Here is an 18,975-nt window from a genome sequence, read left to right on the forward strand (position 1 = left end):
TGTGGTTGCTAAAACGTTGTGTCGATGTCTGTGTTGGCATGGCTGCAACGGTCGTCATCTCATTTGCATTCGCCGCCACGGTCGATTTTGGAAAAAGCAGTTAGCCGTACGGGCCGGTGCCGGTCCGGTCGACCAGGCGAATGCTGTCCCGGCCAGCCCGCTTGGATTCATACAGCGTGGTATCGCCTTGTTCAATCAGCGCCGTCAGGCTCGGCGGTGGTTGATCAAACAGGTTGGCGCCGATGCTCAGGGTGACCGGCGCGGGCGTGGCGAAGGTCTGCGCGGCCAGTTGGTGAAACTGGTCGCGCAGGCTGCTGCCCAGCGTGACGATTTGCTCCGTGGAGGCCGGGTTCAACAGGATCACGAACTCATCGCCGCCGAGGCGTGCGGCCAGCGCACCTCGGGGCACCACGCCGCGGATCATTTCGCTCAAGGCGATCAGCAAGCGGTCGCCGGCGATATGGCCGTGGAGGTCGTTGACCGATTTGAAGTTGTCGATATCGATCAGCAGCAACGCACCCGGTTGCGCCGGCGACACCTGGGCCAGCAGGCGTGGCGCGCGCAGGTCGAGGGCGCGGCGGTTGTAGAGGGCGGTGAGGGGGTCGCGGGCAGCGAGGCGGGCGATCTGTTGTTCGCGTCGGTAGCGTTCGGAGCCGGTCATCGATAGGGCAATCAGCATGATCGCCATGGCGCCTTCCACCAGGGAGATCTGGATGATCTCGCCCTTGAACGCGGCAAGGTCGATCAAGGTGCCGGGGATCAGTACCGACAGGGCCTTGGCCACATAGAACGCGCCATGGATCAGCAGCACATAGCGCAACTGCACCGCGCCAATGCTCAGGGATTTGCCGTGGGGGCGCAGCAAAAAGCTGGCGCGCAGGGTCGGCAACGCCACCAGCAGTGACTGCACCGCCAGCATGGCTTTGGACCATGACGGATCGGCCGGCAACATCAGCATGCCCAGCCAGACCAGCAGCATCAGCAACCACAACGGCGACAGACGCGTTTGGGTGAACCGCGCCACGCCGAGCAAAAACAGAAAGTGCGCGCTCACCAGTAGGCCGTTGGCGAACCAGATGCCGATCATCACAAAGCCATTGATGCGCAGCAGCGCAAGCGTGGAACCGATGCTGATGGTCGCGAAACCGGCGCTCCAGTACAGCAGCGAAGGTTCACGCACACTGCGCCATTCAACGGCCAGGTACAGGGCGGCAGCGGCTGCCAGGGCAACGGTGAGTGCCAAAATCGTAGGAGGGTCGAGCGTCATGTGCTGCCGGGTCTGCCTGGTGTGCGTTTAGAACCGGGATTGTAAGCGCACACGCAGGTTTTTCAGAGCATTCCGTGTGATGGCACACGGCCAGGCGATGATCGGCAGGTCAGGCGCCTTTGGTCGACGGCAACAACACCGTGAGAATGCCCACCAGCGGCAGGAACGAGCACAGTTTGTAGACGTACTCGATACCGTGTGTGTCAGCGAGCAAACCGAGCAGCGCCGCGCCAATCCCGCTGAAACCGAACATCAGGCCGAAAAAGATCCCGGCGATCATGCCCACATTGCCGGGCACCAGTTCCTGGGCAAAGACCACGATGGCCGAGAAGGCCGAGGCGATGATAAACCCGATCACGACGCTCAATACCGCCGTCCAGAACAGGTCGACGTAGGGCAGCGCCAGGGTGAACGGCGCTGCACCAAGGATGGAGAACCAGATGACTTTCTTACGGCCGATCTTGTCGCCGATGGGGCCGCCTGCGAAGGTGCCGACCGCCACTGCGCCCAGGAACAGGAACAGGTACATCTGGGAGCTGGAAACCGACAGCTGGAATTTTTCGATCAGGTAGAACGTGAAGTAGCTGGTCAGGCTGGTCATGTACCAGTACTTGGAAAACACCAGCACGGCCAGTACGACCAGGGCGAAGGTCACGCGGCCTTTGGACAAACCATGGGTGGCTTTGCCGCCTTGCTTGAGCTTGAACAGGTTGAGGTGGTTGCGGTACCAGCGGCTCAAGCCGTACAGCACCAGGATCGCGAACACGGCAAACAGCCCGAACCAGGCGATATGGCCTTGGCCGTAGGGAATGATGATCGCCGCCGCCAGCAACGGGCCCAGCGCGCTGCCGGTATTGCCGCCGACCTGGAAGGTCGATTGGGCCAGGCCGTAGCGACCGCCGGAGGCCAGGCGCGCGACACGCGAAGTTTCCGGGTGGAAGGTCGACGAGCCGACGCCGACCAGGCCGGCCGCCAGCAGGATCGCCGGGAAGTTGCCGACAAACGCCAGCATCAGGATGCCGATCAAGGTGCACACCATGCCCGCCGGCAGCAGCCACGGTTTGGGGTGGCGATCGGTGTGGTAGCCGATCCAGGGTTGCAGCAGCGAGGCGGTGAGCTGGAAGGTCAGGGTGATCAGGCCCACTTGGGTGAACGACAGGCCGTAGTTGGCCTTGAGCATCGGGTAGATCGACGGCAGCACGGCCTGGATCAGGTCATTGATCAAATGCGCCAAGGCGCAGGCGCCGAGGATACGCATGACCAAGGGGCTGGCTTGGGGTGCAGTGGTTGCAGCGGCGGGTGACGCGGTGAGGGTCGACATGCAGGCATTCCATACAAGGCAGCTAATCAGAGGCGGCGACTTCTTAAGGTCACCATCCATTACAAAATGATTCGGCGTTTATGCTAGATTCGTCATGAGTGCCTGTCTCGCGTAATTCGGGCGGCAACCATCGCAAAAAGGGCGAAATGATCAAACCACTGAATGAATTTCTCCAGGAAATCAACGAAGGCGCCTGGGCGGTCATCAGTTCCGCCACGGATTACCCGGAAAATTGGGTGATCCCCGACCACAGCCACGAAAAACATCAACTGCTCTACGCCATCGAAGGGGTGATGGTGGTGTACTCGGCGCTGAACCAGTGGACGGTACCGCCCAATCGCGGGATCTGGATGCCCAGCGGGCAGGTGCATTCGTTGCGCTGTGTCGGCACCCTGAAAATGCGCAGCGTGTTCGTGCGCCCGGACCGGTTCCCGAACATGCCCGGCGAGCCGAAGACGGTCAGCATCTCGCCGCTGCTGAGCGAGCTGATCAAGGCGTCGGTGAGTTTGAAACCGCCGTACGCCGAGGACTCGCGGGAGGCGCGGATCATGCACCTGATCCTCGACGAACTCGCCATCCTGCCGGCGCTGCCACTGGCGTTGCCCCAGCCCGCCGACCCGCGTATCAAGCAGATCTGCCTTGCGTTACAGGACGATCCGGGCGACGCCTCCACCGTGGCGGATTGGAGCACGCGCCTGAACCTGGACCAGACCACCATCCAGCGCCTGTTCCGCAAGGCAACCGGCATGACCTTCGGCCAGTGGCGTCAGCAGGCGCGGCTGCTGCTGGCGCTGGAGCGCATTGCGGTGGGCGAGAAGGTGATCGATATCGCCCTGGAACTGGGCTATGAAAGCCCGAGCGCGTTTACCAGCATGTTCAAGAAACAGTTTGGCAAGACGCCGAGCCAGTTTTTCCGGTAATCACTGCACGGTGCCGGCGTGCACGTCGAGCAAGCTGTTGAGCGCCTCGATATCCAGTGGCCGACTGAGGAAATAGCCTTGGCCCTCTTCACAGGCCACGGCCTTGAGCAGCGCCAGGTGTTCGGCGGTTTCAATGCCTTCGGCCGTGACTGTCAGTGCCAGGGCGCGGCCCAGCCCGACAATCGCCTGGATAATTGCCTTGTCATCGTCACTTTCCTCCAGTCGGGTGAGGAAGCTGCGGTCTATTTTCAAACCATCGAACGGGAAGTCGCGCAGATAGCTCAGGGACGAGTAGCCGGTGCCGAAGTCATCCATGGCAATGCGTACGCCCAATTGCTTGAGCGTGCGCATCACCTCAAGCGCCCCGGTGGCATCTTCAAGCATGACGCTTTCGGTGATTTCCAGTTCTACGCGCGCGGGATCAATGCCTGAGCTCTTCAGCGCTTGCTGCGTACGCTCCACCAGGTTGCCACGCTTGAACTCCGTGGGTGACAGGTTGACGGACACAAAAAGCGGCTCCGGCCACTGTGCGGCACACACGCAAGCGGTCTCCAGTACCCAATCGCTCAGCGCCAGGATCAACCCGGACTCTTCGGCAATCGGAATGAAGGTGTCCGGCGCGATCAGGCCGCGTACCGGGTGCTGCCAGCGCACCAGCGCTTCGGCGCCGACCATTTGCCCGTCGGCGATGCGATAGCGGGGTTGGAAGTGCAGGCGCAGTTCGGCATGTTTGATTGCATACCGAAGGTCGCTTTCCAGGCGCCGACGTTCGATGATCCGCGCATTCATGTCGCCGGAATAGAACCGCCAGGTATTGCGCCCGGCGGCCTTCGCCTCGTACAGCGCAATGTCGGCGTAGCGCAGCAGTTCCGTGGCTTCGCGAGCATCGTTGGGCGCGATGGCAATCCCGATACTGGCGCTGATGAACACCTCTTGCTCGTCAATTCTGATCGTGCGTTCGATGGATTCGATCAACCGCTTACACAGGGTTTCGACTTCGTCCTGAGTGCCTGCATCGGTCAGGATCAGCACAAATTCATCGCCGCCGACACGGGCGACCAGATCGCCATGGCGCACGCAGTCTGCCAGGCGCGCAGACACTTCGTTGAGCACCCGGTCACCTGCCGCGTGCCCGAGCAGGTCATTGACCGGCTTGAACCGATCCAGGTCCAGGCTGAGCATCACCAGGGGCTGTTCCGTGGAGGGCAGGGCTTTGAGTTTGCCGTCGAGGAACGCTTGCAGGCGGGTGCGGTTGGGCAGCCCGGTCAGGGCGTCATGCTGGGACAAGAACTCGATGCGCCGACGGGCTTCGACTTCTTCCGTCACGTCGGTGGCCGTCCCGCGAAACCCGCCGCACGGCATCTCTCGCGCCGACAGCCGAGTGGTGCGTTCCTGTCCCGCTGCATCGACGTAGCGACACTGCACGCTGATATCCGGGCGTCGTCCGGGGGCGCTGAGCCACTGGGAAAGCGGGCCCGACTCGGTCTCCAGCAAGTCGTTCATCGTCGCCCCGATCCACGCATAGCGGGTCAACCCGGTGACGTCTTCGAAGCGTTCCGACAGGTAAGTGAAGCGCCAACCGGCGTCGATTTCCCACACCCAGTCGGAGCTGGCCTCCACCACATCGCGAAAGCGTGCTTCGCTGGTGGCCAGGGCATTCTGGCTGTTCTGCAGCGACGAATGGCTCGCATCCAGGGCGAGCGCGGCGGCCGTGGTGCGGCGCGAAATGGCCCAGGTCATCAGGCACACCAGCAACGCGGCCAGGCCCAGCAGCGGCAGGCCGACCCCCATAAGCCGCAAACCGGGCCGGGCCGGCTCCCAGTGCAGGCTGCCGGCGGTACCGTTGTCGCCGAGGGGAAAGAGCAACGTTTTGCCGATTTCATCGGGGCTGGCAATGTGCAGTTTGTTCACGCCGAACTCATCGCCGATCACGGTCAGTTTGGCGCTGTTGAGGATGTCGATGAAGATCAGCACCGAGGCCGGCCTGCCATCCGTCACCACCGTGGGGTCGGTGCCGGGAGTGATGGCGGCGGCCGCCACCAGCGCGGGGCTGCCGTGCACGTTGATAAAGGCGGTGACCGGTGTTTCGCTGTCGGCACCCGCACGGGCCTGGTCGAGAATCCCGGCAATGGGCTGGCCCAGCCATTGCGTGAGGTCGATATCCAGCAGCTTGCCGTCGACGACCGCGTACACCGTGCGATTGGCGTCGTTGATCACAAACAGGCCTTGAAAACCGAAATCATCAAACAACGTGGCGCCGAGATTGCCCCGCATGTAAGCCCAGTCATTGTCGACTTTAACGTGCAAGTGCTTGTAGGCATCGCTCCAGAAGGCGTAGTCCTTGACGGTCACCCGTAAGGATTTCTCCAGCGATTGCACGGCTTTACGGGTATAGAAGGCGCTTTCAACCTGCTCGGAACGGTCCAGTTCGTGGGCGAGGTAAACCAGCGAGTAGGCGGCGGCTGCAAATACCACGGCCAACAAGCCCATGAACCGGAACAGCGAGGTGCGCGCCAGTGAAAGGCTGGTGCGGTCGGAAAGCGAGCGGACGATAGGAGCGAGAGAGTTCGGCATTGTTTCCCGCAGAGCGTCGCTGCAAGTCAGGGGTATGACGTGTTATCGGCGGCCGGGGCAAAACGTTGAGAGCGTTGCAGCGGATCAGGGCTCACGTTGGGGCGCAGTGCGTCCCCTGGCTTTGGGCTTCACCGGCGGCTATGCGCCCTACAACATTGCCAAGGAAGCCGTACGCGCACTCACACGCTCGGCGGCGCGAGAATGGGGAGTGGACAACATCACGGTCAACAACCTGTTGCCGGTGGCCGACACCTGGGGCGATGCGTATGACGCCCCGGCGCCGACCAATGTGCTGGGGCGTTACGGCTCGCCTGAAGATGACATTGCGCCTGTGGTGCTGTTCCTGGCCAGCCAGGACGCGCAATTCATTACCGGCTACAGCCTCACACCGGATGGCGGGCAAATCATCGACAGTGCGCGGTAACCGCTGGCGCGAGCCGCGAGCCACGCCAATACGGCTGCCGCACCCAGCACCGCCGCACTCAACTGGAAGGTAGCCTGGTAACCGCTCCAGTCAAACACGAGGCCGCCAACGATAGCGCCCGATGCTATCGCCAGCTGGATGATCGCGACCATCAAGCCACCCCCTGCTTCGGCATCGTCGGGCAGGGTTGTCGACAGCCAGGTCCACCAGCCCACCGGCGCGGCGGTAGCGACCAGGCCCCATACCCCCAGCAACAACGTGGTCATCACCATGGAGCTGCCGACCTTGACCAACGCCAGCGCAATCCCCGCCATCACCAACGGGATGATGATCAGCGTCAGGAACACGCTCTTTTTCAGCAAACGCTCGATCAGGAGCGTCCCCACCAGTCCGGCCAGGCCCAGCACCAACAATATGAGCGACAACCGGGAAACACTGACCTGGGTGACAGCCTCCAGAAACGGTCGCAGGTAAGTGAACAGCATGAACTGGCCCATGAAAAACACGCTGACCGCCAGCATGCCCAAGGCCACCGGCTTGCGCTTCATCAAGCCCAACAGGCTGCCGTTTTTTGCCGCCCCCTGCGCTTTGATCGACGGCAGACTGAGCATCAGCCAGGCCGCCGCCAGCACCGCAACGGGGACGACGCAAAAGAACGCCCCGCGCCAGCCGATCAAGCCGCCGACGAAGCTGCCCAACGGTGCCGCGATCACCGTTGCCAGTGCGTTGCCGCCATTGACGATAGCCAATGCCCGCGGCACCTGGGCTGCGGGCACCAGGCGCATGGCGGTGGCGGCCGACAGTGACCAGAAGCCGCCGATGGCCACGCCGATCAACGCGCGGCCCAGCATGAACACGGAGTAATTGGGTGCGAATGCCACCACCGTGCCAGAGATGATCATTAGCAGGGTCAAGGACAGCAGCAAGCGCTTGCGTTCAACCCGCGCCGCCACGGCCGCAATCACCAGGCTGGTGAGCAGGGCAAACAGCCCTGATACCGAAATGCCCTGTCCGGCCTGGCCCTCGGTGATATGCAGGTCGGTCGCCAGCGGCGTCAACAGGCTCACGGGCAGGAACTCGGAGGCCACCAGGGCAAATGCCGCCAGTGACATTGCGAGTACGGCGCCCCAGTTTTTTGGTTCGGCGGTCGTCACTTCAGGTACTTCCTGAAAAAGCTAGCGAGCGTGTCGAACGGGATCAGGTCGACCCGGTCGTACAAGTCCACATGCCCGGCGTCGGGGATGATCACCAGTTCCTTGGGCTCGGCAGCACGCTGGTAGGCGTCCTCGCTGAATTCGCGGGAGTGCGCATTGGCGCCGGCAATCAGCAAGAGCGGACGCGGAGAAAGGGTCTCGATGTCATTGAACGGGTAGAAGTTCATGAACTTCACGTTGCTGCTCAGCGTCGGCCGGGTGGTGGTGTGTGGCGAGGCGCCGGTGGGGGTGAACTCACCGCGCGATGTGCGATAGAAATCGTAGAACTCATCGCCAACCGCATCGCCGGTCAGGGTGTTCGGTGTGCCGCCGGTGTAGACGGTGTCGCCCCCCTGGAATTCCACATAGCGCTGGTTGGCCGCTTGCAGCAGTACCTGTCGGCGTTGCGCCAAGGTCACGCCATGTTTGAGGCCATTGCGAGTCGCGGCGCCCATGTCGTACATGCTTACCGTGGCGATGGCCTTGAGGCGTGGGTCGATCTTCGCGGCAGCGATGGCGAAGCTGCCACTGCCGCAGATACCGATCACGCCAATGCGCTCGCGGTCGACGATTGGCTGGGTGCCGAGGTAATCCACGGCGGCGCTGAAGGCTTCGCTGTAGAGCTCGGGCAACACCGCATTGCGTGGTGTGCCGGCACTTTCTCCCCAGAATGGGAGATCCAGGGACAACGTTACAAAACCCTGTTCTGCCATTTTGGTCGCATAGAGGTTCGCGCTCTGTTCTTTGACGGCACCCATCGGGTGGCCAACGATAATCGCAGCATTTCTGGAGGTGGGGGCAAGGTCCTTGGGCACAAACAGGTTACCCGCGACCGCCATGCCGTATTGATTGTTGAAGGTAACCTTTTCGACACTGACCTTGTCGCTTGTGTAGAAGTTGTTGGCACCGTTGGACATATCGGCTCCCAGTGAAGAGGTGCAGGTCACCAGCAAACCCAGGGTGAGCAGGAGGTTTTTCATCGGATGATCCTTGAGGGGGTGGGTGCGCACATTTTCCCGGGGGCGGTCAGGGTTCTGTAGTGCGTTTGACTGGATTACTTGCCTGATCCTCTGAGTTCTGCGGTTTGCCGGGACGCCACGGACCGCTCGGGGTAAAGTCCGATGACGAGAGAAAAAGAGCCTGTTATGACTAACAATGAAACGCCCCTGGACGCGCTGATCCAGGCTATCGGATCGCGGGCGCAGGCACCGGGCGACTACCCCATGCCGATTCCTGGTCTGGGCTTCTACCGGCGTGAACAGCCCGCAAGCCCCGTGGTGTGCATGGTCGAGCCGTGCATCGTGCTGGTTGCCCAAGGTGCAAAACAGCTGTGGGCGGGGGGTGAGGGTTATCCATACGATACTTCGCGCTTCCTGGTGACCTCACTGGACATTCCCGCCAATTCCGAAGTGCTGGTGGCCAGCCCCGAAAGACCTTGCCTTGGGCTCACCTTCAAGTTGGATTTGCGCATATTGGCCGAGCTGATCGCTCAGAGTGAGCTGCCGCCGGCGCGGGAGCGGTCGGTGCTGAAGGGGGTGGGCATCGGTACGGTGACCCAGGGCATGCTGGCGTCTTTCGCGCGTCTGGTGGCGCTGCTGGATGAACCCGAAGCAATTGCGGTGCTGGCACCGTTGATCCAGCGCGAGATTCACTATCGTCTACTGAAAAGCGACCAGGCGAGCCGATTGCGTCAGATCTGTTCCGTCGACGGGCAGGGCTATCGGATTGCCAAAGCGATTGATTGGCTGAAGCTCAATTACGACGCGGCATTGCGCGTCGATGAGTTGGCGGCGCGCGTGCAAATGAGTGCGGCAACCTTTCATCATCACTTTCGCCAGCTGACGGCGATGAGCCCGTTGCAGTATCAGAAGTGGCTGCGCCTGAATGAGGCGCGGCGCTTGATGTTGAACGAGCACCAGGACGTGTCCAGTGCCGCGTTCAAAGTGGGCTATGAAAGCCCGTCACAGTTCAGCCGCGAGTACAGCCGCTTGTTCGGCATGCCGCCTAAGCGCGATGTGGCGGCACTGCGTGGCAAAGCGACTTTCAGTAATCAGCCGCCGTCAGGTTAGCGTAGAAAATACAACCGATCAGCCGCGCGAACAGGCTGAGGGTTTCCGGCAGGTTGGGGTCTTCAAACAACATCGCCCTGGAATCCAGCGCGCACAGCGCACCGAACAGGCGGCCGTCAGGCAGGAAGATCGGCGCACCGGCGTAGCTTTCAATCGCGAATTGCTTGACCACCGGGCGCGTGGCAAAGCGGCCGTTTCGGCTGATCTGCGGGATGAACAGCGTCTGAGGGTTGATGCAGAACTCACTGCACAGCGTGGTTTCGAGGTCGAGCACGTCGTCGACCTGGATGCCCATTTCGGCGGTGTCGTGCACGGAGCAGACCACCCATTCCTGGTCGGTGAATTTGGCGAGGCCGGCAAAGCGCATGCCGGTCAGGCGGGTGACCAGTTGCAGGATGCTGGTGGTGGCTTCTATTTCGGCGATGGCAGCGCGCTCATCGGCGCTGAGCAGGGACTGTGCTGAGGTGACGCTAGGAATCATAGGTGAACACTCCAATTGCGTGGTGGTCCTGGCCCACCACGCACGTTGAGGGCTTAGTTAATCCGTGGATGCTGCTGCACAAGGTTGTTGCGCTTGGCTTCCAGTTCGGCGATCTCGGCATCGATGTCTTCGATCTTCTGCTCGATATTGTCGTGATGTTCCTGCAGCAGCTCCTTGGCTTCTTCCATGTCCGAAGCGGCCGGCGCTGCGCCGCGCAACGGCTTGTTGGCGGTTTCCTTCATGGTCAGGCCAGTGACCAGGCCGACCACCGCAAACACCATCAGGTAGTAGGCGGGCATGTACAGGTCGTTGGTGCTTTCCACCAGCCAGGCCACGGCAGTCGGGGTTACGCCTGCGATCAACACCGACACGTTGAACGCACTGGCCAATGCACTGTAGCGCAGGTGCGTGGGGAACATCGCCGGGAGTGTCGAGGCCATCACCCCGATAAAGAAGTTGAGGATCACCGCCAGGATCAGCAAACCGGCGAAGATCAGCCCGATCTTGCCGCTGGTGATCAGCATAAATGCAGGGATAGACAGGAACAGCAGGCCGATGCTGCCGGCGATGATGAACGGCTTGCGACCGATCTTATCGCTGACAAAACCGATGAACGGCTGCACGAACAGCATCCCGACCATGATCGCGATGATGATCAGCACGCCGCTGTTTTCTTTGTAATGCAGGTTATGCGACAGGTAGCTCGGCATGTAGGTGAGCAGCATGTAGTACGTCACGTTGGTGGCCGCGACGATGCCGATGCAGGTCAGCAGGCTGCGCCAGTGCTGGGTCGCGACTTCCTTGAACGACACTTTGGGACCGTGGGTCAGGCCTTCGCGGTCGCCTTGCTCGAGTTTGTCCATGTGCTGTTGGAACGCTGGGGTTTCTTCCAGCGCGTGACGCAGGTACAGGCCGATGATGCCCAGGGGCAGGGCGAGGAAGAACGGCAGGCGCCAGCCCCACGCTTCGAACTCGGCTTCACCCAACACGGTGGAAATCAGTACAACCACACCGGCGCCCAGCACGAAACCGGCGATGGAGCCGAAGTCCAGCCAGCTGCCCAGGAAACCGCGCTTGCGGTCCGGGGCGTATTCGGCGACGAAGATCGACGCGCCGGTGTATTCACCGCCGACCGAGAAGCCCTGGGCCATTTTGCACAGCAATAGCAGGATCGGTGCCCAGATGCCGATGGAGGCATAGCCGGGAATCAAGCCGATGGCAAAGGTGCTCAGGGACATGATCACAATGGTGGCGGCGAGTACTTTTTGCCGCCCGTATTTATCGCCCAGTGCGCCGAAGAACAGACCGCCCAGCGGGCGAATCAGGAAGGGCACCGAAAAGGTACCCAATGCAGCGATCATTTGTACGCTGGGCGAGGCGTCCGGGAAGAACACCTTGCCGAGCACATAGGCGACAAACCCGTAGACGCCGAAGTCGAACCATTCCATGGCGTTACCCAAGGCGGCAGCGGTGATTGCCTTGCGCACCTTGGCGTCGTCAACGATGGTGATGTCTTTCAAACCGATGGGTTTGACGCTTTTCTTACGTAATTTCATGCGGGGGCACTCTAAAGCAGAACAGGGGAGGTGCCATCGCAGCGATGGCACCGCTCTGTCAGTTCAGATACAAGCGGACATGAAATAATTCACCCGTATTTGCGTTTTTTTGCAGATGCATTGAACTTTGTGAATTTTACAGAGAGTTATCCGAATGCTCGCCAGCCCCGCGCGTCTCACCTACCGTCAGCCACTCCCCAGCGACCTGCAGCCATTGTTCGCGATCTTCGGCGACCCTCGGACCCACCTGTTCAACCCCGCCGGCCCCCTGACGTGCCTGGCCGATGCGCAACGCCTGCTCGACGGCTGGCTCGAGCAGTGGGCCAGCGAGGGCTATGGCTGGTGGGCGATTGCGCGCCACGCAGCACCCGAGCACATCATCGGCTTTGGCGGTATCGCGCCTCTCAATTACCTGACGCAAAGGCGCATCAACCTGGGTTACCGCTTTGCCGAGCAAGCCTGGGGCCAGGGCTATGCCACCGAAGTGGGGCGCGATGCCCTGAAGTTGGCATTTGAAACCCTGGCGTTACCCGAGGTATTTGGCCTGGTCCGGCCCGGCCATGCGGCGTCGATCCGCGTGCTGGAGAAGCTTGGCATGCAGCCTTTCGGCCTGCTCGATGATGTACCCGGCAAGCCACCCAGCCGGGTATTCAGGATTTGTCATCCTACAACTGCTCAAAGCTGACACTTTTCACAGCCGCGCAAGACCTCATATAACCCTAATCTTTCAGATTGACAGGGGATAGGGACCTCGATATAAAAGCCACAGTTGTACGACGACATATGACGTTACATATGTCCTACCTAACAAAAATAAAAAGTGATGCCATGAACTTGATCGAGCCCATCCATGCTCATCGCGTTGGCCAAGCGGTAGGTAACTACCGCTGGACCATCTGCGCGATGCTGTTTTTCGCGACCACCGTCAACTATCTCGACCGCCAGGTGCTCAGCTTGCTGGCGCCGCAACTGTCGACGCAATTTGGCTGGAGCAACACCGATTACGCCAACATTGCCGCAGTGTTCCAGTTTGTCTACGCGATCTCCATGCTGTTCGCCGGGCGTTTTGTCGACAAGATCGGCACCAAGGCGGCCTACGTGGTGGCGATCGGCATCTGGTCCACGGGCGCCATCATGCATGCGTTCTCGGTACCGATGGGCGAGGGCATCGCGGCGATCAGCGGTGCAATCGGCCTGGCGGTGATTCCGGTGTCGATTGCCGGCTTTATGCTGTCCCGCGCCGTGCTGGCGATTGGTGAAGCGGGCAACTTCCCGATTGCGATCAAGGCCACTGCCGAATATTTCCCCAAGAAAGAACGCTCCCTGGCCACGGGTATCTTCAACTCCGGTGCCAATGTCGGGGCGATCCTGGCGCCGATCTGCGTGCCGTTGATTGCCGGGTTATGGGGCTGGGAAGCGGCCTTCATCGTGATCGGCGGCCTGGGTTTTGTATGGGTGGCGGTGTGGGTCGCGCTGTACAAGAAGCCGGATGAGCAAAAACGCCTGTCGGCCGCCGAGCTGGCGTATATCCGCAGCGACCAGACCGTGCAGCCGTTCACCCCGGCAGCTGCGGGCGATGTAACGAAAAAAGTCTCGTGGTTCAAGCTGCTCACCTACCGCCAGACCTGGGCCTTCGCCTTCGGCAAGTTCATGACCGACGGCGTGTGGTGGTTCTTCCTGTTCTGGCTGCCCACCTACTTGTCGGCGCAATACGGCATGAAAGGTCCCGACATCGTGCTGCCCCTGGCGGTGCTGTACAGCATGACCATGGTCGGTAGCATCGGCGGCGGCTGGTTCCCGAGCTACTTCATGGCCCGTGGCGATGCGCCGTATGACGGCCGCATGAAAGCCATGCTGGTGATCGCCCTGTTTCCGCTGGTGGTGCTGTTGGCGCAACCCCTGGGCTACATCAGCTTCTGGGTGCCGGTATTGTTGATCGGCGTGGGCGCGTCGGCGCACCAGGCGTGGTCGTGCAACATCTTTACCACCGTGTCCGATATGTTCCCGCAGAAGACCGTGGCCTCGGTGGTCGGCATCGGCGGCATGGCCGGCGGTTTGGGCGGGGTGGTGATGACCAAGATTGGTGGATGGGTGTTCGACTACTACAAGTCAGTCAACGATATCCACACCGGCTACATGATCATGTTCGCGATCTGTGCCCTGGCCTACCTGGTGGCCTGGAGCGTGATGAAGACGCTGGTGCCGCGCCACAAGGAAATCACCGACCTGTAAGGCTTGACGTCCCGCGCGGCGATCGCGCGGGACCGTTTCACAGCGCGCGGGCCCAGGTCTGGCTGACCAGGGATTTACCGAAGCTGGCCATCGGTTCCTCCTCCACCAACTCAAACCCGGCTTTCTGATAGAGCTTGCGCGCATCGGTCAGGATGTCCACGGTCCACAGCAGCATGCGGGTGTAGCCCACCTGGCGGGCAAAGCGCACGCACTCGTCCACCAAACGCTGGCCGATGCCCATGCCCCGCGCGCTGGCATCCACGTAGAGCATGCGCAACTTGGCTGTGGTGTAGTCATGGCGGATCACAAACACCGACCCCACCACCTCACCGTCCTTTTCCGCGATCCAGCAACGCTCGGAGGTCGGATCAAATTCGCGCAGGTACTTGGCGACAATCTCCGCCACCAGCGCTTCGAATTCCCAATTCCAGCCATATTCACGCGCGTATATCGCGGTTTGTTGTTGCACCACCAACCCCATGTCGCCGGGTTGTGGATCGCGTAGCAGATAGCTGGGCGCCGTGCCTTGCAGCAGGGCCTGGATGCGTTTCATGGCTTCGGTGAGCTGATGCTGTTGCTGCTCCGGCAGGCTGTCGAGCAGGGCGATGACTTCGTTCTGGGTGCGTTGCTCCAGGGGCGCCAACACGGCGCGACCGAGATCGCTGAGGTGCAATTGCACCGCGCGAGCATCGGTAACGGAGCGGACTTTCTGGATCAGGCCGCGCTTTTCCAGGCCGCCTACCAGCCGGCTCAGATAACCCGCGTCCAGGCTGAGCATGTGGCACAGGTCAGCGCTGGTGAGATCGCCTCGGGAAGACAACTCGTACATCACGCGGATTTCGGTGAGCGAGTAGTCGCTTTGCAGCAGGTGTTCCTGCAGCACGCCGATCTGCTGCGTATAGAAGCGGTTGAAGCCGCGCACGACACCGGCGCGTTCGATCAGCAGAGGGGTAGACATGCGCGAATGCTCGAATGGTTGCCTGGGGCAATTATATTGTTGCTTCAGGCAAGCATGTCAATCCATTTGATCAGGTGCGCACCACCGTCAGAATAATGCGAACAGCCAGGACCACACCGATCAATACTGCGGCTATCCCGGCCGTTTCCATGAGCGTGGGCCAACGCGTGCTGAACCACAGGCCGAGCAGGCTGGCGAACAAGGATTCAAGGGCTATCAACTGGCTGCTCAGCACCATCGGCAGGCGCTGGGTCGCAGCGTTCCAGGCCCAGGCGCCGATCAGGGTCGACATCAGCGCGATAAACAAACACCAGGCATACAATGGCCCCGCCTGGGCAAAGCCGAAACCGAGGGTTGGCAGCTTGAACAAACCCAGCATCTGCGCCAGCGGTACCAGGCACAGCGTGGCAATACCACTGCCCGTCAGCATGAGCGCGGTCCAGACGCCGGTTGCGGAGGGCGCGAGGGCCTGCAACTGCTTCTGGTTGATCACGCTGAAGCCCACCCACACCACCACGGCACCCACTGAAAAGCACAGACCGGCCAGCCAGTCGCCACTGTTCGCAGGGGCGTGTTGGAGGCTGCTGAGATTCGACAGCAGCAATCCTGCCGTCAAGAACCCCAGCGGGATGGCCAGCCGGCGCCAGGGCACGGTTTTGTTCCTGGCGTTACCGAGCAGGGCCAGCAACACGGGGACCAGGCTGACAAACGTCGGGGTCAACACCGGGCCGCCGAAGACGACGCCAGCGGTAATGCAGGCGCCGTAGCCCAGGCAGCCCGTTACACCGAGTCCGGCAGCGATCCACAACCGGCGCGGGCCAAGACAGCGCAATTGGGCGCGATACAGAATCAACCCCGCGCAGCCGAGTACGCCGGCGATCAGGTACCGCACCGCCATGAAGTCAAAGAGGCTGTATTCACCGGTCACGTATGGCGCGATGAAATTCAGCGCCCAGCCCAGGGTCGCGATAACGGCAAGGCTTACGCCGAGGAAAGCGGAGGTCTGCATGGAGGGTGTCCCTGAAGTCATGCATTCATGGTGCCCAGCCACGCGGGTATGCTACAAACGAGTTCTCAGCCCTGGATACATAACCTCAGATTATGAATGCACTCGGCAAAACCCTACCGCCTCTCGCGAGCTTGTTGCCCTTTGAAGCGGCGGCGCGCCTGGAGAGTTTCTCCAGGGCGGCCGATGAGCTTCACATCACCCAGGCCGCTATCAGCCGGCAGATTCGGGGCCTGGAAGACAACTTGGGCGTCAAGCTGTTTTCAAGGCGCAATCGCGCAGTGTTCCTCACCCAGGAAGGGCGTGAGCTCGGACGGGTGGTGAGCCTTGCGCTGCAAAGCATCAGCGAGGGGGCCGCTAGCCTGCGCGCGTCGCACCACCGCAACCGGGTGGTGCTGCTGTGCCAGTTGTGCGAAGCGTTTTATTGGCTGATGCCGCGCCTCTCGACGTTTCACCAGCAATACCCGCACATCGAGATCCAGGTGGTGACCTCCACCCGGCCACTCACGGAATTCAATGACCCTTTTGACGTGGCGCTGCAAAGCACCTGGCGCGCCAGTGGCTCGCATCCGTTGATGTTCACCGCGTCCGACGAGGTGTTTCCGGTGTGCAGTCCCGCCTACCTGAGCGCGGAACAACCGCTGCTGATCACCGAATTGCAGTCCTATACATTTTTGCACCACAGGGCTGACGCGCCCCACTTGATGGAGTGGGATGAGTGGCTACGGGTGTTCGGGCAGTTGATGGCCGGGAATGCACGCAGTGCCAGCTTCGACAGTTACCCGCTGATGCTGCAAGCGGCCGTGGAAGGGCACGGTATCGCCATGGGTTGGCGGCGTACGGCGAGTCGGTTGATTGAAAGCGGCGCGCTCGTAAGGCCGTGTGCGCAGAGTGTGCATTTGCCTGAGGCTATTTCGGTGTACAGGCACCAAGGGGAGGGGAACCGGGCGGAGGTTGCAGCCTTGCTGGCTTGGCTGGAAGCGCAGCTGCAAGATGATGAGGGGGAAGGCGTCGGCGAGCGCGTCACCCGTGGCTAACCCGGCGTCCTGCCGGGTTAGCCTCCGATTCAAGCCTGGGTTCGGGCACCGTGTTAGACGGGGCGCCCGAGGTTAATAGCGGATCACGCGCGGCCAGCTATTGATTACGTGTCACCCGCCACACGGTATTGGCCAAGTCATCGGCAATGATCAGCGCACCTTTCGGGTCCACCGTCACACCCACCGGACGCCCACGGGTCTTGCCGTCGTCACCGCGAAAGCCAGTGGCAAAGTCGATCGGCTCACCGGACGGCTTGCCGTTGCTGAAGGGCACAAAGATCACCTTGTAGCCCACTGGGTTGTCGCGGTTCCAACTGCCGTGCTCGCCGACGAACACGCCGTCGGCAAACTTCTCGCCCATTTGCGGGATCGAAAAGTCCACGCCGAGCGCCGCCACGTGGGAACCCAGGCTGTAATCCGGCTTGATCGCGGCGGCGACCTTGGCCGGGTTCTGCGGTTGGGCGCGCGGGTCGACGTTCTGGCCCCAATAACTGTAGGGCCAGCCGTAAAACGCGCCTTCGCGCACGGAGGTTAGGTAGTCCGGCACCAGGTCCGGGCCGAGTTCGTCGCGTTCGTTGACCACCGTCCACAATTGCCCGGTGTCCGGCTGGATGGTCAGTGCCGTCGGGTTACGCAAGCCGGTGGCGTAGGGCTTGTGCGCGCCGGTGGTGGCGTCGATCTGCCAGACCATCGCACGGTCGATCTCCACTTCCATGCCGCGTTCGGTGACGTTGCTGTTGGAACCGATACCGACGTAGAGCTGGCTGCCGTCGGCGCTCACGGCCAGGGATTTGGTCCAGTGATGGTTGATCTGCGCCGGCAGGTCGGTGACGGTGCTGGGCGGGCCGCTGGCCTTGGTCTGGCCGTCGGCGTAGTCGAAGCTCACCAGCGCGTCCTGGTTGGCCACGTAGAGTTTGCCGTTGGCAAACGCCAGGCCGTACGGTGCGTTGAGGTTGTCGGCGAACACCGTCTTGAGTTCGTAGGTGCCGTCACCATCGGCGTCGCGCAGCAACGTCAGGCGGTTGCCGCTCTTGACCTTGGTGTTGCCTTCGGCCTTGATCAGGCTGGCGATCACATCCTTGGGCTTGAGCTTGGCCGCGCTGCCACCACGGCCTTCGGCCACGAGGATGTCACCGTTGGGCAACACCAGGGTCTGGCGCGGGATGGCGAGGTCCGTGGCGATCGCCGTGACGCTGAAGCCTTCCGGAACCTTGGGTTTCTGCTCGCCCCAGGGCGCAGGCTCGGCGATCTTCATGCTCGGCAACAGGCTGCTTTGTTGTTCCGGCAGCTTGGGGTCGGGGCCGCGTGCCTGGGTCTTGTCGCCTTCGCCACCGCAGGCGGCGAGCAATAATGTGGCGCTCAACAGGGTCAGGGTGCTGGACGTTTTCATTTGACACATCCCGCGCGCAGGCCGGTCCAGGTGGCCGCCAGTGTCAGCAGCAAGACGATGGCCGACAGGACCAGGCCGGTCGGCATCGAGGCGTAGGCATCCTTGGCATGCTGGAAGGCATTGACCAGGCCCACTACCCAGGTGGCCAACAGCAGCAGGACATAGCGTGTGGGTTGCCCGGCCTTGCGTTCGGCACGGAGCAGGTTGACCAGTGCGAACAGAAACGCGAAGCCAGCAAACACCAGCGCGCCGGCAATCAACCAGGACGCGAAGTTGGCCCATTGAATCTGGTAGGTCTGGGTGTAGGCAATGTCGCTGAGCAAGGCGCCGAGAAACAACGGCACGGTGCCGGCCAGTAAGGTCGCATGCAGCGGCCCGGGTGTGTATCGGTAAGCGGGAAGGGTAGTCATCGTGGTAGCGGCTCCTTGTTGTACAACGCCCCTTAGCGGGGCAGCGCATAGGAAGTGAACGCACCGCGTGTCAGAAAGTTCAGCGTGAATCGTGTCGAAATATTGTGAACCCACTGGGCCGGTTTCGGCCTAACGCC

General features: G+C 61.6%; 17 protein-coding genes. 6 read left to right on the plus strand and 11 right to left on the minus strand.

Going from position 1 to position 18,975, the window contains the following annotated elements; genetic code table 11:
• Nucleotides 1-100: 100 nt before the first annotated feature.
• Both AO064_RS12005 and AO064_RS12010 read right to left on the minus strand, forming a co-directional pair.
• On the minus strand, nucleotides 101-1,267 hold the full coding sequence (locus AO064_RS12005; protein ID WP_064053414.1) for a GGDEF domain-containing protein: 1,167 nt from the start codon (nucleotides 1,265-1,267) through the stop codon (nucleotides 101-103).
• A 109-nt stretch (nucleotides 1,268-1,376) separates the two neighbouring features.
• Nucleotides 1,377-2,588: an MFS transporter gene (locus AO064_RS12010; protein ID WP_064053415.1), complete on the minus strand. Its 1,212-nt coding sequence runs from the start codon at nucleotides 2,586-2,588 to the stop codon at nucleotides 1,377-1,379.
• Nucleotides 2,589-2,734: 146 nt separating this feature from the next.
• On the opposite strand from AO064_RS12010, the gene AO064_RS12015 reads away from it, so the two are divergent.
• Nucleotides 2,735-3,508 carry an AraC family transcriptional regulator gene (locus AO064_RS12015; RefSeq protein WP_082893936.1) on the plus strand — a complete coding sequence of 258 codons (774 nt, stop codon included), beginning with the start codon at nucleotides 2,735-2,737 and terminating at the stop codon, nucleotides 3,506-3,508.
• Here the strand turns inward: AO064_RS12015 and AO064_RS12020 are convergent, their stop codons facing one another.
• The gene (locus AO064_RS12020; protein WP_064053417.1) at nucleotides 3,509-6,082 is read right to left on the minus strand and encodes a bifunctional diguanylate cyclase/phosphodiesterase; all 2,574 of its coding nucleotides are present in this window, start codon (nucleotides 6,080-6,082) and stop codon (nucleotides 3,509-3,511) included.
• A gap of 106 nt (nucleotides 6,083-6,188) precedes the next feature.
• On the opposite strand from AO064_RS12020, the gene AO064_RS12025 reads away from it, so the two are divergent.
• Nucleotides 6,189-6,506 carry an SDR family oxidoreductase gene (locus AO064_RS12025; protein ID WP_236382808.1) on the plus strand — a complete coding sequence of 106 codons (318 nt, stop codon included), beginning with the start codon at nucleotides 6,189-6,191 and terminating at the stop codon, nucleotides 6,504-6,506.
• On the opposite strand, the gene AO064_RS12030 is transcribed toward AO064_RS12025, so the two are convergent.
• Both AO064_RS12030 and AO064_RS12035 read right to left on the minus strand, forming a co-directional pair.
• Complete coding sequence (locus tag AO064_RS12030; RefSeq protein WP_064053640.1) at nucleotides 6,458-7,618, minus strand: MFS transporter; 1,161 nt, start codon at nucleotides 7,616-7,618, stop codon at nucleotides 6,458-6,460. The two genes, AO064_RS12025 and AO064_RS12030, sit on opposite strands and share 49 nt — an antisense overlap.
• A 38-nt stretch (nucleotides 7,619-7,656) precedes the next feature.
• Nucleotides 7,657-8,679, minus strand: a complete 1,023-nt coding sequence (locus AO064_RS12035) for an alpha/beta hydrolase (RefSeq protein WP_064053418.1) — start codon at nucleotides 8,677-8,679, stop codon at nucleotides 7,657-7,659.
• Between the two features lie 165 nt (nucleotides 8,680-8,844).
• Here AO064_RS12035 and AO064_RS12040 point away from each other — a divergent pair, with 165 nt between their 5' ends.
• Nucleotides 8,845-9,768, plus strand: a complete 924-nt coding sequence (locus AO064_RS12040) for an AraC family transcriptional regulator (RefSeq protein ID WP_064053419.1) — start codon at nucleotides 8,845-8,847, stop codon at nucleotides 9,766-9,768.
• Here the strand turns inward: AO064_RS12040 and AO064_RS12045 are convergent.
• A complete protein-coding gene (locus tag AO064_RS12045; RefSeq protein ID WP_064053420.1) occupies nucleotides 9,743-10,249 on the minus strand; it encodes a GAF domain-containing protein in 507 nt (168 codons plus the stop codon). The genes AO064_RS12040 and AO064_RS12045 overlap by 26 nt on opposite strands.
• Before the next feature lie 53 nt (nucleotides 10,250-10,302).
• The gene (gene proP / locus AO064_RS12050; RefSeq protein WP_012724594.1) at nucleotides 10,303-11,805 is read right to left on the minus strand and encodes a glycine betaine/L-proline transporter ProP; all 1,503 of its coding nucleotides are present in this window, start codon (nucleotides 11,803-11,805) and stop codon (nucleotides 10,303-10,305) included.
• Between the two features lie 154 nt (nucleotides 11,806-11,959).
• Here proP and AO064_RS12055 point away from each other — a divergent pair, with 154 nt between their 5' ends.
• Both AO064_RS12055 and AO064_RS12060 read left to right on the plus strand, forming a co-directional pair.
• Nucleotides 11,960-12,490 carry a GNAT family N-acetyltransferase gene (locus AO064_RS12055; protein ID WP_064053421.1) on the plus strand — a complete coding sequence of 177 codons (531 nt, stop codon included), beginning with the start codon at nucleotides 11,960-11,962 and terminating at the stop codon, nucleotides 12,488-12,490.
• 143 nt (nucleotides 12,491-12,633) lie between these two features.
• Entirely contained in the window at nucleotides 12,634-14,037 is a 1,404-nt protein-coding gene (locus AO064_RS12060) for an MFS transporter (RefSeq protein WP_064053422.1), read from the plus strand.
• A gap of 37 nt (nucleotides 14,038-14,074) precedes the next feature.
• Here AO064_RS12060 and AO064_RS12065 read toward each other — a convergent pair whose 3' ends face one another.
• Together AO064_RS12065 and AO064_RS12070 are read right to left on the minus strand one after the other, a co-directional pair.
• A complete protein-coding gene (locus tag AO064_RS12065) occupies nucleotides 14,075-14,995 on the minus strand; it encodes a bifunctional helix-turn-helix transcriptional regulator/GNAT family N-acetyltransferase (protein WP_064053423.1) in 921 nt (306 codons plus the stop codon).
• 70 nt (nucleotides 14,996-15,065) lie between these two features.
• Complete coding sequence (locus AO064_RS12070) at nucleotides 15,066-16,004, minus strand: DMT family transporter (protein ID WP_082893928.1); 939 nt, start codon at nucleotides 16,002-16,004, stop codon at nucleotides 15,066-15,068.
• Between the two features lie 92 nt (nucleotides 16,005-16,096).
• Between AO064_RS12070 and AO064_RS12075 the strand changes: the two genes are divergently transcribed.
• A complete protein-coding gene (locus AO064_RS12075) occupies nucleotides 16,097-17,038 on the plus strand; it encodes a LysR substrate-binding domain-containing protein (protein ID WP_064053425.1) in 942 nt (313 codons plus the stop codon).
• A gap of 97 nt (nucleotides 17,039-17,135) precedes the next feature.
• On the opposite strand, the gene AO064_RS12080 is transcribed toward AO064_RS12075, so the two are convergent.
• Nucleotides 17,136-18,428, minus strand: coding sequence for a PQQ-dependent sugar dehydrogenase (locus tag AO064_RS12080; RefSeq protein WP_012724588.1), 1,293 nt, complete (start codon nucleotides 18,426-18,428; stop codon nucleotides 17,136-17,138).
• Nucleotides 18,425-18,838 (minus strand): DUF2231 domain-containing protein, encoded by a 414-nt coding sequence (locus tag AO064_RS12085; RefSeq protein WP_064053426.1) that lies wholly within the window; start codon nucleotides 18,836-18,838, stop codon nucleotides 18,425-18,427. Before AO064_RS12085 ends, AO064_RS12080 begins: the two co-directional genes overlap by 4 nt.
• Nucleotides 18,839-18,975: the final 137 nt, after the last annotated feature.

The organism is Pseudomonas marginalis, assembly GCF_001645105.1.
Taxonomy (GTDB): domain Bacteria; phylum Pseudomonadota; class Gammaproteobacteria; order Pseudomonadales; family Pseudomonadaceae; genus Aquipseudomonas; species Aquipseudomonas petroselini.

What these genes read in the sequence shown, in the direction of transcription:
- AO064_RS12080 (WP_012724588.1), bottom strand. Translation starts at nt 18,428, where the DNA reads ATGAAAACGTCCAGCACCCTGACCCTGTTGAGCGCCACATTATTGCTC.
- AO064_RS12010 (WP_064053415.1), bottom strand. Translation starts at nt 2,588, where the DNA reads ATGTCGACCCTCACCGCGTCACCCGCCGCTGCAACCACTGCACCCCAA.
- AO064_RS12005 (WP_064053414.1), bottom strand. Translation starts at nt 1,267, where the DNA reads ATGACGCTCGACCCTCCTACGATTTTGGCACTCACCGTTGCCCTGGCA.
- AO064_RS12085 (WP_064053426.1), bottom strand. Translation starts at nt 18,838, where the DNA reads ATGACTACCCTTCCCGCTTACCGATACACACCCGGGCCGCTGCATGCG.
- AO064_RS12030 (WP_064053640.1), bottom strand. Translation starts at nt 7,618, where the DNA reads ATGTCACTGGCGGCATTTGCCCTGGTGGCCTCCGAGTTCCTGCCCGTG.
- AO064_RS12035 (WP_064053418.1), bottom strand. Translation starts at nt 8,679, where the DNA reads ATGAAAAACCTCCTGCTCACCCTGGGTTTGCTGGTGACCTGCACCTCT.
- AO064_RS12065 (WP_064053423.1), bottom strand. Translation starts at nt 14,995, where the DNA reads ATGTCTACCCCTCTGCTGATCGAACGCGCCGGTGTCGTGCGCGGCTTC.
- AO064_RS12070 (WP_082893928.1), bottom strand. Translation starts at nt 16,004, where the DNA reads ATGCAGACCTCCGCTTTCCTCGGCGTAAGCCTTGCCGTTATCGCGACC.
- AO064_RS12045 (WP_064053420.1), bottom strand. Translation starts at nt 10,249, where the DNA reads ATGATTCCTAGCGTCACCTCAGCACAGTCCCTGCTCAGCGCCGATGAG.
- AO064_RS12060 (WP_064053422.1), top strand. Translation starts at nt 12,634, where the DNA reads ATGAACTTGATCGAGCCCATCCATGCTCATCGCGTTGGCCAAGCGGTA.
- AO064_RS12015 (WP_082893936.1), top strand. Translation starts at nt 2,735, where the DNA reads ATGATCAAACCACTGAATGAATTTCTCCAGGAAATCAACGAAGGCGCC.
- AO064_RS12020 (WP_064053417.1), bottom strand. Translation starts at nt 6,082, where the DNA reads ATGCCGAACTCTCTCGCTCCTATCGTCCGCTCGCTTTCCGACCGCACC.
- AO064_RS12055 (WP_064053421.1), top strand. Translation starts at nt 11,960, where the DNA reads ATGCTCGCCAGCCCCGCGCGTCTCACCTACCGTCAGCCACTCCCCAGC.
- AO064_RS12075 (WP_064053425.1), top strand. Translation starts at nt 16,097, where the DNA reads ATGAATGCACTCGGCAAAACCCTACCGCCTCTCGCGAGCTTGTTGCCC.
- proP (WP_012724594.1), bottom strand. Translation starts at nt 11,805, where the DNA reads ATGAAATTACGTAAGAAAAGCGTCAAACCCATCGGTTTGAAAGACATC.
- AO064_RS12040 (WP_064053419.1), top strand. Translation starts at nt 8,845, where the DNA reads ATGACTAACAATGAAACGCCCCTGGACGCGCTGATCCAGGCTATCGGA.